Source organism: Pseudomonas sp. PA-4-8C, from assembly GCF_021606625.1.
GTDB lineage: Bacteria > Pseudomonadota > Gammaproteobacteria > Pseudomonadales > Pseudomonadaceae > Aquipseudomonas > Aquipseudomonas lactis.
This window is the reverse complement of the sequence record NZ_WKCD01000009.1, coordinates 18649-32010: the sequence shown is the minus strand read 5'-3', so window position 1 is coordinate 32010 and position 13362 is coordinate 18649. Positions and strand designations below refer to the sequence as shown.

Genomic DNA, 13362 nt, shown 5'->3' with positions numbered 1-13362 from the left:
GCCTGCGATAGCGGTCTGACATTCAACATCAATGTTGACTGAACCACTGCCATCGCAGGCAAGCCAGCTCCCACACTGGATTCGGTTTCTTCAGTTATTAAGGTATTTACGGGACTACCGATGCTATTCAACCAAGCCTCACGCCTGGCCAAGATCACCAGCCCCCTCGGGCCAGATGTGCTGCTGCTCAACGAAATGGGCGGCGGTGAAGAGCTGGGCCGGCTGTTCAACTATGAGCTGCAACTGACGTCCCTGGACGCCAACATCGACCTCAACCAGTTGCTGGGCAAACCGATGAGCGTGGGCCTGCAACTGGCCGACGGTGGCGAACGGTACTTTCATGGCATCGTCGCGCGCTGCAGCCAGAACATCGACCAGGGCCAGTTCGCCAGTTATCAGGCCACCCTGCGCCCCTGGTTGTGGTTGCTCAGCCGTACCTCCGATTGCCGTATCTTCCAGAACCTGAGCATCCCGCAGATTATCAAGCAGGTGTTCCGCGACCTGGGTTTTTCCGACTTCGAAGACGCCCTCAGCCGGCCATATCGCGAGTGGGAATACTGCGTGCAGTACCGCGAGACCAGCTTCGATTTCGTCAGCCGGTTGATGGAACAGGAAGGCATCTACTACTTCTTCCGCCATGAACAGGATCGCCATGTGCTGGTGCTGGCCGACGCCTATGGCGCTCACACCAACGTGCCTGGCTATGCGTCGATCCCCTACTACCCCAAGGACGAGCAGCAGCGCGAACGCGACCATATGCACAACTGGCACCTGGCGCAGGAGGTGCAGCCAGGCTCACTGGAGCTGAACGACTACGACTTCCAGCGCCCCAGCGCGAGCATCGACGTGCGCTCGGCCATGCCGCGCCCGCACACCGCCGGCGATTACCCGCTGTACGACTACCCCGGCACCTACGTGCAAAGCGCCGACGGCGAACACTATGCGCGCACCCGCATCGAAGCCCTGCAAACCCTGCATGAACAGATCGAGTTCAGCGGCAACGCGCGCGGCCTGGGCTCGGGCCATCTGTTCAGCCTCACCGGCTTCAGCCGCCAGGACCAGAACCGCGAATACCTGATCGTCGGTTGCCGTTACTTCATCGTGCAGGAAAGCCTGGAAAGCGGTGGCGGCTCAGGCTCGGCGCAGTTCGAAAGCAGCCTGACCTGCATCGACGCCCAACAGAGTTTCCGCCCGCTGGCCAACACGCACCGCCCCATCGTCAAAGGCCCGCAGACCGCGTTGGTGGTAGGCCCCAAGGGCGAGGAAATCTGGACCGACCAGTACGGCCGCGTGAAGGTGCACTTCTACTGGGACCGCCACGACCAATCCAACGAGAACAGCTCGTGCTGGATTCGTGTGTCGCAATCCTGGGCCGGCAAGAACTGGGGTTCGATGCAGATTCCACGCATCGGCCAGGAGGTGATCGTCAGCTTCCTCGAAGGCGACCCCGACCGGCCGATCATCACCGGGCGGGTGTACAACGCTGAGCAGACGGTGCCCTACGACTTGCCGGAGAACGCAACCCAGAGCGGCATGAAAAGCCGCTCCAGCAAAGGCGGAACGCCGGCCAACTTCAATGAAATCCGCATGGAGGACAAGAAGGGGTTGGAGCAGTTGTATATCCATGCCGAGCGTAACCAGGACATCGTGGTGGAGGTGGATGAGAGCCACTCGGTGGGGCATGACCGGAATAAGAGCATTGGGCATGACGAAATCGTGACCGTCGGCAACGACCGGGTACGTGCAGTCAAGCACGACGACATGCTCATGGTGGGGTTCAGCAAGACAGACGCCATCAGTAAAAGTTACCTGATTGAAGTGGGCGAAAACCTGCGTCTGGTTTGTGGCAAAAGCGTGCTGGAGCTCAATGCCAGCGGGCAGATCAATCTCACCGGTGTTCAGATCAATGTGTATTCCGAAGGCAGCTCCGAGATCAACACCGGAGGCAATCTGCATTTGAATATTGGCGGCAAAGGCGGCACCACACCCATGGGCCAAGGGGTCAAGGGCGACATTGACGCCGCCGTCAACGCCATGTTTCCCAAGCCGTCTTCCGGCCAATAACGAGACTCCGTTTCAATGACCTATCGACTCAATGAATTTGAATTCACCCTGCCCAGCGATGAGGTTCAGGATGCTTCCATCAATATTCTGAAGTTCGCCGCGCTGGGTACGTCGCTGATCGTTAGCCGCAGCCTGCTGGGTGATGGCGAGACGCTGCAGAGCAACTTCGAAGAGCAACTGGCGAAGCTGGAAAAGCAGGTACAGGACTTGCGCTATCAACCGGCCAAGGCTCTTCGTGTAGGCGCGGCGCAGGAGATAGACGCCATCGAAGTGCATAACCAGTTCAGCAAAGGCACCGAGCGCATCCATCAATACCAGTTAGCACTTGTGATACCCGGCACTCGGCAGATGCTTGCCCTGAGTTATGTCAAAGCCCAACCCCTGGGCGATGCTGAAAGCGCCCATTGGGCAACCATCAAAAGCACCCTGCAGCTGAATCCCAAACCTTGAAGCCCCTAATCCATGTCTGACGCTCTCTGGGCGGCACGCCTCGGCGACGGCCTGCTGCACACCTCGGCGATGGCCGACATCCTGGGCGGCGTGCTGGAAATTGCGGCCAACATCGCTATTACGGCCGTCGCCACGGCTGCGATTGTGGCCGCCACCGGTATTACGGTTGTAACCGGCGGGCTAGGCTGCTTTGTACTGGGCGCCGTGGTAGGCATCATCGTCGGCATTGGCATGAGCAAGACGGGGGCAGACAAGGGACTGACAAAAGTTTGTGACTGGATAGGCAATGCGTTATTCCCGCCGGTGGTGATGGCGACCATTGCCACCGGCTCACATAACACCTTCACCAACGGCATACCCGCTGCGCGTGCCGCAGGCGCAATCGGCCCGGTCAGCCCGCAACCTGCCGAAGGCGGCAATCCCGAGGAAGCCAGCTACCTGGACATGGCCAAGGGATTTTTCTCGCAGATGTGGCGCCCCACCGTGGCGGTTCCTGCGCCGGGCGCAGTCCCCAAACCGCTGGACATCGTCATCTGCACCAAGCATCCACCCATGCCACCGCAGTTTATTGCCGAAGGCTCCAGCAAGGTCACGATTAATGGGCAGCCGGCCGCCCGCAGCGGTGACCGAAGTACCTGCGACGCATCGATTGTCGAGTCGGGGATGATCTCCAGCAACGTGCGTATTGGCGGCAGCCCCGTGGTGGTGCGCGAGATCCGCAGCGGCAAGACCCCCGGTGTCGGGCTGGCGGTGACCGCGCTGTTGATGCTGCGCGGTGGGGGCTCCAAGTTTTTCAGCAAGCTGCCGTGCATGGTCGTTGGTGGACTGGTGTCGTGGGGCACCAGCCAAGTGACCAATGCCATTACCTCCGCAGTAGCAGGCTCGCCTAACCCGGTACACAGCTCCACGGGCGCGAAAATTCTTGATGGGGAAGACGACCTGGACTTCACCCTGCCCGGCCTGCTCCCTATCGAGTGGCAGCGCTACTACAGCAGCCGGGACGAGCGTCGCGACGGTCTGTTCGGTGCCAGCTGGAGCGTGATCTACGAGGTCTGCGTCGAGATCGGCGTACACCCCGACGGTGGGGAACGGCTGGTCTACACCGATGAGCAAGCGCGACAGATCGACATGGGCGTGATCCCGCTGGGCGGTGCCGTATTCAGCGCAGGAGAAGGCTTGAGCGTACGGCGCAATACCAATGGCCAACTACTGATCGAAAGCGTTGATGGGCTGTATCGGCTATTCGAACCAACGCCAGGCAACGCCTCACACCTGCGCCTTAGCCAATTGGGGGATCGCAACGACAACCGAATCTTCCTTGACTATGACATTCAGGGTCGGCTGAGCCACTTACGAGATACGTTCGACCATGTGCGTGTCGAACTTGTTTACAGCCAGCAATGGCCTGCGCGAGTGGAGCAAGTCAAACGGCTATACCCCGATCACAGCCAAGAAACCCTTGTCAGTTACGGCTACGATGCTCGCGGCGACCTGGCCGAAGTTCGCGATACCGACGCAAATGTGCAACGCCGCTTCACCTACGACAGCGGCCAGCGCATGGTCGAGCATCAGCTGCCCACCGGGCTGCGTTGTTACTACCAATGGGACTGTGTGGACGGTAGCGAATGGCGCGTGGTGCGGCACTGGACCGACGAAGGTGACGAGTACCGGTTCGACTATGACCTGCCGGGCGGTGTGACGCGCATTACTGATGGTTTGCAACGGGTCAGCACACGCCGCTGGAACCCGCAGTACCAGATAACCGAGTACAGCGACAACCTGGGAAAAACCTGGCAGTTTGAATGGAATGACGAGCGTCAGCTGCTCAGCGCCACCGATCCGCAAGGCGGCAAATGGCAGTTCGGCTACGACGAGTCCGGCAACCTGTGCAGCACTCGGGATCCATTGGGGCGTATCGAGTCGACGTTATGGCTGGAGCATTGGTCGCTGCCGTTGGTGGAGACCGATGCGGCAGGCCACGCGTGGCAATATCAGTATGACCAGCGCGGCAATTGCGTCAGTGAAATCGATCCGTTGGGGCATGTCACACGATATCGCTACGATACGTTTGGACAGGTGGTGGAGATCATCGATGCCACGGGCAAAAGCAAAACCCTGCGTTGGAATGAAACCGGACAGTTAATCCAGCATATCGACTGTTCGGGGTACCCCACAGCATTCGAGTACGACCGCCAGGGTCATTTGCAGGTGGTCATTGACGCCTTGGGTGAGCGCCAGCGCTATCAACACGACAGCCAAGGCCGGTTGCTACAGAGCGAAATGCCGGACGGCCGCATCGAGCAGTACCTGCGTGACACCAGCGGGTTGTTGATCGGCTATACCGATGCCGCAGGTCACACCACCCGCTACCAATACGGACGCCGCGGGCAAGTGCGCCAACGAATAGATGCCCATGGCAGGCAGATTGAGTTCCGCTACGACGCCTACGGACACCTCCAAACCCTGACCAATGAAAATGGTGAGAGTTACCGCTTTACCTGGGACCCGTGCGACCGTCTGGTAGAGCAGCAAGACCTCGACGGCAGCGCCCGACGTTATGCCTATGACCTTCTGGATAACGTAGCCGCCGTTGAGTACGTGCCCACAGGGCAGACACCTGAGCCTTCAATTGTGCATCGACTCGAACGCGATGCAGTGGGCCGCTTGCTGTTGAAACAAACCGATGATGGTCGCACCGAATACACCTACGACCCGTTGGACCAACTCACCGCTGTCACCTTCATCGGCAATGACGAAACCACCCAGGCACTGGCCTTCGCCTACGACGCGCGCGGCCAATTGCTTATCGAACAAAGCGCCGCCGGCAGCCTGAACTACCACTACGATGAGCTCGGCAACCTGATCCAGACGCAATTGCCCGACGGCCGTTGGCTCAACCGCCTGTACTACGGCAGCGGCCACCTGCACCAGATCAACCTCGACGGGCGCGTCATCTGCGACTTCGAACGCGACCGCCTGCACCGTGAAGTCCTGCGTACCCAAGGCCAGATCACCACGCGCAGCGAATATGACCGCAGCGGCCGCCTGCGCTCACGGATACGCCGTTCCAACGGCCAGCCCACGCAACTGCCGGCCGCCCAGCAAAAACACTTTGACTATGACCCGGCCGATAACCTGATCGGCCGCCTGGAGCGTGACCGCGATAACCGTCGGGATCAGCGCCAACTGCTCCACTACGACGCGACCGGGCGCATTATCGCCAGCCAGGACAACGCTCAGGGCCAGCGAGAAACGTTTGCCTACGATGCCGCAGCAAACCTGCTGGACGGTCCGTCAGCCAGTGCGGGGCTGGTGGTGCATAACAAGCTGTTGACCTATCAGGACAAACGCTATCGTTACGACGGTTTCGGCCGAATGATCGAAAAGCGCAGTGCCCTACGCGGCGTACAGCTCTTTGCCTACGACGCAGAGCATCGCCTGATCGAAGTCCGTAGCCAGAAGGATGGACGCGAAACGGTCGTAAAAATGACCTATGACCCCCTCGGCCGGCGCATCGCTAAAACCGAACATGACAGCAACGGTTATCCGTTGGGTGAAACCCGCTTTGATTGGGAGGGGTTGCGCCTGCTGCAGGAGCATCGGCATAGCCAGACCAGCCTCTATCTCTATGAAGAAGACGGCTATGTACCGCTGGCTCGAGTGGACGGCACGGGTGAGCATCAAAGCGTGCGCTACTACCACAACGACCTGAATGGATTGCCTGAGCAACTGACCGAAGCTGATGGGAAAACGGTGTGGCAGGCGCGCTATCAGGTGTGGGGGAATGCGGACGAAGAAGTGCGTGAAGCGTACTTTATAGAAGAGCAGAATTTGCGGCTCCAGGGGCAGTATCTGGATCGGGAGATTGGGCTGCACTACAACACGTTTCGGTTTTATGATCCGGATGTGGGGAGGTTTACGACGCCGGATCCGATTGGGTTGGCGGGAGGCGGCAATCTTTACCAATACGCTCCTAACCCGACGGGTTGGATAGACCCCTGGGGCTGGGCCTGTTCCTCAGCACAAAGGAGGCAGAATAAAGTCAACGGTAAAGCCGCTGAAAACCTGGTGCATCAGAAGCTATTAAATAATCCCAAAGTGACCGTGCTCGGTACACAGGTTTATGTCAAAACTCCAGGTGCAGGGAGAGGCCGCTACGTAGACATTTTGATAAAAAATAACAAAACCGGGAAAGTCGTCGCAATTGAGGTCAAGTCAGGTGGTGCTGTACGGTCTAAAGCCCAGCTTGCAAAAGACAAAATCATCGCCGATGGGAAAGGCATATTTGGTAATTCTGGAAAGAGCACAAAAGGCGTAACCGTTAGCGAAGCCAGGGTCCCACTATGGAGGTTGCCGTAATGACTGAAACTGTAAAAGATATATTGAAGTTACTGACCTCATTCTTAGCAGAACCCTTCGCGAAACATGGGTACGCGCTAAAAAAAGGCAGAAATTTTGAAACGAATGGCGAGCGTGGTCGAGTTCGTCGCTACACGATAAATCTATCCAAGAGCAAGGGATGGTTTTCTCTCCACTTGACGCTTCAGATAGTGGACCCAGCGCTGATGACGTGCGTGAACAACGTCCTTAATAAAGCACTCCGAGACGAACGGTTTGAATATCCGGAAAACTGGTCCCAGTCTATTATCGAGAAGACTATTAAAACCCGGACTTCCAACCATGTTGTCGCCGAACTGACGGACTGGCGGCCACTAAAAAATCCCGGCGAAACGCTTGAGAACTTCAATGAGCGTTTTTCAATATGGTTGTATTCATTTGACAGCCTGGATGAAAAACCTGACTGGAAAGAGCAGTTGCTGACCAGTATTGGATTAGCCCAATGTTGGTTTGACGAAGCAGATTCGGAAGACTGGATTCGCACCAACACTGATTATCCTGCTCTTTATTTGCTATATAACGAAGGTCTAAATCAGAAACTTGAAGACAAATACAAAGCTGTGCTGAGGTCCTCTGAAGACCCAAATGAAGTGGAACTGTTTTACCTGCATCTGTCTTGATAACCAGAACAACACCCAAGGTCAACGGGAACCTTCATCTACGATGCCGAGCATCGCTTGATCGAAATCCACAGCGAGAGGCGCTCTGCCACGTTATTCGCCAAACGAAAAGGTTGTTTCTAAAGGATCACCGGCTATGGGTATCAATCAAATTATCCTCTCAGAGCAAGACCATAACCTTGGACAAATAGGCGGAGGTGCGTGGCTTGCAGACCTTGCACTGTGGCCTAAAGATCCGCAAACCGGTCAGCTTATGCTGCCGGTGATTACGATGACCTCAACGTTCTTGGACGTCCCATTCATACCCTCCGGGATGGCGCTTACGGTGTTCGTCTCCGTTGAGCGAACTGACGAAACGTACACACGATCGTCTGTACGAAAGTTGACTGTCCATCAACAAAGCGAGATGGAAAAACTTCAACTTGGCCATAGCCAGGTTCTGCTTCACGCGCTGGCGACTTCCGAACTCACACCCGCTGCGTTGGTTGATCCAATTCCGCGAACGTATATTGCCCAGCAACCGTTCACTCCCGAACAAATGGAGGAAGAATTGGAAGACGTGGACAGTGGCGCGGGTATCAGCAAGGCCCTTGGGCGCCCCGCTTGGTTGCAAGACCCTTTGTATGAAAGCCCTCGCTACTATTTCTTGGCTCAACTCACCGACGCCGACATTGCAAAAATCAGCCCTAGTCACGAAGGAATATTCGGTGGAGGTATCGGCTATGTGTTCGCCGATAATCGAGCGAAAAAGCTGAAGGAAGGGGATGTGGGCGGCTATTTCCTAGTTCAATTCACCTGAAAATGCGATTAGGCGAGCTGGCTTAATCTGGCATACGCATCAGCACCCAACAAAAAATGGGCACCCGACCCAGTCGGCGTGCCCATCTTCTTTACCGCCCCGCCTCCCTTCGAGACGGTACCGCTTAACTTACGGGTTGACGCTGTCTTTGAGCGACTTGCCTGGCTTGAAAGCGACGGTGTTGCTGGCCTTGATCTTCACTGGCTCACCGGTTTGCGGGTTTTTGCCGGTGCGGGCGCCGCGGTGGCGTTGCAGGAAGGTGCCGAAGCCGACCAGGGTGACGCTGTCCTTGCGGTGCAGGGCGCCGGTGATTTCTTCAAGGACGGCGTTGAGGACGCGGTTGGCCTGTTCTTTGGTGAGATCGGCTTTTTCAGCGATGGCGGCTGCGAGATCTGGTTTACGCATATGTGAAGCCTCTTTGACGGTTTTTTGTTGTTATGTCCGTGCTGCTCTCTGGTGGAGCAGCGCCAAGGCGCCGCAGGCTCTACTCTGCGGCAGACGGGAGTGAGGATGGCATGCCCTCGGGCGCCGCGCCAGTCTCGCGGCGGCCTTTCTCCGGGTATGAACGTGATGTTTGCGACAGAACGGCTGGTATTTACGCCAGTAACGGCGGAAGTTCTTTGTTCAGCGCCAGTTTTTCCATGACGGCGCTGCCGGTCAGTGCGTAACCCAGCAGGCGGCCGCTGGCATCGCGGCACAGGGCCTTGATGTCGGCACCCTGCCCTTCGACGCTCCACACACCTTCGGTGCCCCGTGGCGCAGGAGACACCACCAGCGGGCACACCGGGGTTTTCACCGTGATCGGCATAGGCCCATAGCTCACCGCCGTGGCATTGCCGGCCAAGGTTTGCGCCAGGGCGCGGGCGCAGCTCATCAATGGCATCACGTACAACAGGTTCAGACCATCAACCTCTGCGCAGTCGCCCAAGGCGTAGATGTTGGCGTGGGAGGTCTTGAGGTGGCGGTCCACCATGATGCCGCGGTTGATTTGCAGGCCGGCGGCTGCGGCCAAGTCCACGCGAGGGCGCAGGCCAATGGCGGACACCACCAGGTCACAGTGGATCACTTCGCCGTCCGACAGGTGCGCTTCAAGGCCATCAGCCGTGCGTTGCAGGCGATTGAGCACCGGGCCCAGGTGGAAACGCGCGCCGATGCCTTCCAGCCCGGCTTGCACCGCTGCGGCTGCCGCCGGGTGCAGCAGGGTCGGCATGACTTGCTCACACGGCGCGACCAGGTCGATTTCATAGCCGCCCAGGATCAGATCATTGGCAAACTCACAACCGATCAGGCCGGCGCCGAGCAGCAGTACGCGTCGTTTACCGGCAGCGGCGGCACGAAAGCGCGCGTAGTCTTCCAGGTCGTTGATCGGGAAAATCAACTCAGCCGCATCGCCTTCGACCGGTACGCGCACGGTTTCTGCGCCCCAGGCCAGGACCAGGTCGCGGTAGGTCACTGCTTCCTCGCCGATCCACAGACGCTTGTGGCCTGGGTCGATGCCGCTGATGCGTGTATGGGTGCGCACTTGGGCCTTGAGTTGCTCGGCCATCGCGCCAGGCTCGGCCATGCTCAGGCCATCGGCTTCCTTGTTCTTGCCAAAGCCGGTGGAGAGCATGGGCTTGGAGTAGGAGCGTCCGTCATCGGCAGTGATCAGCAGCAATGGGGTCTCGCTATCGAGCTTGCGAAACTCCCGGGCGACGTTGTAACCGGCCAATCCTGTGCCGATGATCACGACAGGTGCGTTCATTCCCTTCTCCTTGTAGTACGTTTCTTAATTCGTTGATTAGCCGATTTCGATCATTTCGAAATCCATTTTGCCCACACCGCAGTCCGGGCACAGCCAGTCTTCCGGGACGTCCTGCCACAGAGTGCCTGGTGCAATACCGTCATCCGGCCAGCCGTCCGCTTCGTTGTAAATAAGGCCACAGACGATACATTGCCACTTCTTCATTACGTGCTTCCTCAGGTTCAGGCGTGTTGGCCGGCGGTCGATGGATCCAGCGTTGCCGCGCGGCTCAGGGCGTTTTGTACTGATCGGGGCCTGCAGATGCAAGCATGTTCGACGCAAACGACGGGTTTGGCACGGCAAAAGCCCAGGGTGCCATGGTAAGCTCGCGGCCTCTTTTGCTGCCAATACTGACTCACCGTGCCGCACTCAATCGCCCTTCCCGATGCTTGCCAATGGCTGACCCAGAGCCTTCTGAGCCCCTTGCCCACGCCCTTGACCCTCAATTGGCTGTTTGACGAAGGCTCGCTGACGCGACGGCTGACGTGGCTTTCCAACGAGGGTTTCAGCGTGACGCCGCTGTTCGAAGGCTGGCAACCGTTGCGCGACGACGAATGTGCCGCGCTGGACCTGCCGCCGGCCAGTATCGGTTGGGTACGCGAGGTGTATTTGCGCGGGCACGGCCAGCCTTGGGTGTTCGCCCGCAGCGTGGCGGCCCGCAGTGCCTTGCAGGGCGACGGGCTGCACATGGACGAGCTGGGCAGCCGTTCGCTGGGCGAGTTGCTGTTCTGCGACCGCGCCTTTACCCGCCAGGCTATTGAAGTGTGTCACTACCCTCGTGCCTGGCTGCCAACAGCGGACCAGGCCGATAACCTGTGGGCGCGCCGCTCGCGCTTCGACCGCGGGGCGCTGAGCGTGCTGGTGGCGGAAGTCTTTCTGCCGAGTTTCTGGCACGCGTTGCACGATCATCCGGAGAACTGCTGATGTACCAACGTCTGCTCAAGTCCTTGAACCGCCTGAACCCCAGGGCCTGGGATTTCATTCAGTTGACGCGCATGGACAAGCCCATCGGCATCTACCTGCTGCTGTGGCCGACACTGTGGGCCCTGTGGATCGCCGGCAAGGGCTCGCCGTCGCTGATCAATATCGTGATTTTCGTGCTGGGCGTGGTACTCACCCGGGCCGGCGGCTGCGTGATCAATGACTGGGCCGACCGCAAGGTCGATGGCCATGTGAAACGCACCGAGCAACGCCCGCTGGTGAGCGGCAAGATCAGTTCGAAAGAAGCCCTGGTGTTTTTTGCCGTGCTGATGGGCATCAGTTTCCTGCTGGTGCTGCTGACCAACGCCAGTACCATCCTGCTGTCCCTGGGCGGCCTGGCTCTGGCGGCGAGCTACCCGTTCATGAAGCGCTACACCTATTACCCCCAGGTGGTGCTGGGCGCCGCGTTTTCCTGGGGCATGCCGATGGCGTTTACCGCCGAGACCGGCGATTTGCCTGCCACCGCGTGGCTGCTGTACATCGCCAACCTGTTGTGGACGGTGGGCTACGACACCTATTACGCCATGACCGACCGCGATGACGACTTGAAGATCGGGGTGAAATCCACCGCCATTCTATTTGGCGATGCCGACCGCGTGATCATCCTCACGTTGCAAGGCCTGGCGCTGGCGTGTCTGTTGCTGGCCGGCGCGCGGTTCGAGCTGGGCGGGTGGTTCCACCTGGGGCTGCTGGCGGCAGCGGGCTGTTTTGCCTGGGAGTTCTGGTACACACGGGACAGGGACCGCATGAAGTGCTTCAAGGCGTTCTTGCATAACCACTGGGCCGGGTTGGCGATTTTTGTCGGGATTGTGGTGGATTACGCAGTTCGCTGAGGATTCTGTGGTGACTGTTGGGACGTCATCGCAGGCAAGCCAGCTCCCACATTTTGACTGTATTCGCAGATCAAAAAATTGGGAGAGGCTTGCCCCCCGATGGATTCAGCAGCGCCGCAGACTTAAGGCTTGATGATGTGCCAGACGCTACCCTTCCCATCACCGGTCTTGTCACCGGCTTTCTTGTCGTCCTTGTAGGTATAGACAGGCTTGCCTTTGTAGGCCCACTGGCTGGTCTGGTCGTCGCGGGTGATCACCGTCCAATCGCCGGTCTTGGTGTCGGTGGATTCTGCTTTCAGCGGTGGCCAGTTGGTCGCGCACTGGTCCTTGCACACTGATTTGCCATCAGCGTCCTTGTCGAAGGTGTAGAGCGTCATCCCCTTGTGATCCACCAACATCCCGTCTTTGGTCATCGCCGGCTCTGCCGCAAACGCCAGGCCTGGCAGCGTCAACACCGCAGATACCAGCAGGGCTTTCCAGGAAACAGTGCTGTAAGTCATCGGAACCTTCCTTTTGTGGTTGTCAGGATTCGGACCCAAAGGGTAGTCCAGAGTGCCGTTAATTGCCCAAGCGACTAAATTACTGTCACACGACTGCAATAATTCCGTTATCTAATGCGGCGCAAGACAGTTAAATGACAAGAGGATTGAGCATGGTTGGCAGGAGCATTCTGATCGTTGACGACGAAGCGCCCATTCGCGAAATGATCGCCGTCGCGTTGGAAATGGCCGGCTATGACTGCCTGGAGGCGGAGAACTCCCAGCAGGCCCACGCCATTATCGTCGACCGCAAGCCGGACCTGATTCTGCTCGACTGGATGCTGCCCGGCACCTCGGGCATCGAGTTGGCCCGCCGTCTCAAGCGTGACGAGCTGACCGGGGATATCCCGATCATCATGCTCACCGCCAAGGGCGAAGAGGACAACAAGATCCAGGGCCTGGAAGTCGGCGCCGATGACTACATCACCAAGCCGTTTTCCCCACGGGAACTGGTGGCACGCCTCAAAGCCGTGCTGCGCCGTGCCGGCCCGACCGATGGCGAAGCGCCTATCGAAGTCGACGGCTTGATCCTGGACCCGATCAGCCACCGCGTGACCATCGACGGCAAGCCTGCGGAAATGGGGCCGACCGAATACCGCCTGCTGCAATTCTTCATGACCCACCAGGAGCGCGCCTACACCCGTGGCCAACTGCTCGACCAGGTGTGGGGCGGCAACGTCTATGTGGAAGAGCGCACGGTGGATGTGCATATCCGCCGCCTGCGCAAAGCCTTGGGCGATGCGTACGAGAATCTGGTACAAACCGTGCGCGGCACCGGCTATCGATTTTCTACCAAAGGCTGAGCCAGCCGTTTCGTGAATCAATAGCCTGACTTAAACAGCTGACAAGGACGCATGTTCAAGTGAATCAAAACTGGCATGGCACCCTGATCCGC

General features: G+C 58.5%; 12 protein-coding genes. 8 read left to right on the top strand and 4 right to left on the bottom strand.

Annotation, left to right across the window (positions count from 1 at the left end):
- The first annotated feature begins 120 nt into the window (after nucleotides 1–120).
- From GIW04_RS03270 to GIW04_RS03250, 5 genes are all read left to right on the top strand, one after another.
- The gene (locus tag GIW04_RS03270; RefSeq protein WP_120247444.1) at nucleotides 121–2064 is read left to right on the top strand and encodes a type VI secretion system Vgr family protein; all 1944 of its coding nucleotides are present in this window, start codon (nucleotides 121–123) and stop codon (nucleotides 2062–2064) included.
- Nucleotides 2065–2079: 15 nt separating this feature from the next.
- Nucleotides 2080–2514 (top strand): DcrB-related protein, encoded by a 435-nt coding sequence (locus tag GIW04_RS03265; RefSeq protein WP_120247443.1) that lies wholly within the window; start codon nucleotides 2080–2082, stop codon nucleotides 2512–2514.
- A gap of 12 nt (nucleotides 2515–2526) precedes the next feature.
- Nucleotides 2527–6873 carry an RHS repeat-associated core domain-containing protein gene (locus GIW04_RS03260; RefSeq protein ID WP_120247442.1) on the top strand — a complete coding sequence of 1449 codons (4347 nt, stop codon included), beginning with the start codon at nucleotides 2527–2529 and terminating at the stop codon, nucleotides 6871–6873.
- Nucleotides 6873–7532, top strand: a complete 660-nt coding sequence (locus GIW04_RS03255) for a hypothetical protein (RefSeq protein ID WP_057975240.1) — start codon at nucleotides 6873–6875, stop codon at nucleotides 7530–7532. The genes GIW04_RS03260 and GIW04_RS03255 overlap by 1 nt, the downstream gene beginning before the upstream one ends.
- A gap of 136 nt (nucleotides 7533–7668) precedes the next feature.
- A complete protein-coding gene (locus GIW04_RS03250; RefSeq protein ID WP_120247441.1) occupies nucleotides 7669–8331 on the top strand; it encodes a hypothetical protein in 663 nt (220 codons plus the stop codon).
- A 129-nt stretch (nucleotides 8332–8460) separates the two neighbouring features.
- Here the strand turns inward: GIW04_RS03250 and GIW04_RS03245 are convergent, their stop codons facing one another.
- The 3 genes from GIW04_RS03245 to GIW04_RS03235 all read right to left on the bottom strand — a co-directional run bounded on the left by GIW04_RS03245 (nucleotide 8461) and on the right by GIW04_RS03235 (nucleotide 10279).
- Nucleotides 8461–8736, bottom strand: coding sequence for an HU family DNA-binding protein (locus tag GIW04_RS03245; protein ID WP_003195589.1), 276 nt, complete (start codon nucleotides 8734–8736; stop codon nucleotides 8461–8463).
- Nucleotides 8737–8926: 190 nt separating this feature from the next.
- The gene (locus GIW04_RS03240) at nucleotides 8927–10075 is read right to left on the bottom strand and encodes an NAD(P)/FAD-dependent oxidoreductase (protein WP_003195591.1); all 1149 of its coding nucleotides are present in this window, start codon (nucleotides 10073–10075) and stop codon (nucleotides 8927–8929) included.
- Between the two features lie 36 nt (nucleotides 10076–10111).
- A complete protein-coding gene (locus tag GIW04_RS03235) occupies nucleotides 10112–10279 on the bottom strand; it encodes a rubredoxin (RefSeq protein ID WP_002555879.1) in 168 nt (55 codons plus the stop codon).
- A 195-nt stretch (nucleotides 10280–10474) separates the two neighbouring features.
- Here GIW04_RS03235 and GIW04_RS03230 point away from each other — a divergent pair, with 195 nt between their 5' ends.
- Together GIW04_RS03230 and ubiA are read left to right on the top strand one after the other, a co-directional pair.
- Nucleotides 10475–11038, top strand: coding sequence for a chorismate--pyruvate lyase family protein (locus tag GIW04_RS03230; protein WP_003195610.1), 564 nt, complete (start codon nucleotides 10475–10477; stop codon nucleotides 11036–11038).
- Nucleotides 11038–11928, top strand: a complete 891-nt coding sequence (ubiA, locus tag GIW04_RS03225) for a 4-hydroxybenzoate octaprenyltransferase (protein ID WP_120247440.1) — start codon at nucleotides 11038–11040, stop codon at nucleotides 11926–11928. Before GIW04_RS03230 ends, ubiA begins: the two co-directional genes overlap by 1 nt.
- A gap of 122 nt (nucleotides 11929–12050) precedes the next feature.
- Here ubiA and GIW04_RS03220 read toward each other — a convergent pair whose 3' ends face one another.
- Nucleotides 12051–12428: a COG4315 family predicted lipoprotein gene (locus GIW04_RS03220; RefSeq protein ID WP_003195615.1), complete on the bottom strand. Its 378-nt coding sequence runs from the start codon at nucleotides 12426–12428 to the stop codon at nucleotides 12051–12053.
- Nucleotides 12429–12580: 152 nt separating this feature from the next.
- Between GIW04_RS03220 and phoB the strand changes: the two genes are divergently transcribed.
- Nucleotides 12581–13270, top strand: a complete 690-nt coding sequence (phoB, locus tag GIW04_RS03215; protein WP_003195617.1) for a phosphate regulon transcriptional regulator PhoB — start codon at nucleotides 12581–12583, stop codon at nucleotides 13268–13270.
- Nucleotides 13271–13362: the final 92 nt, after the last annotated feature.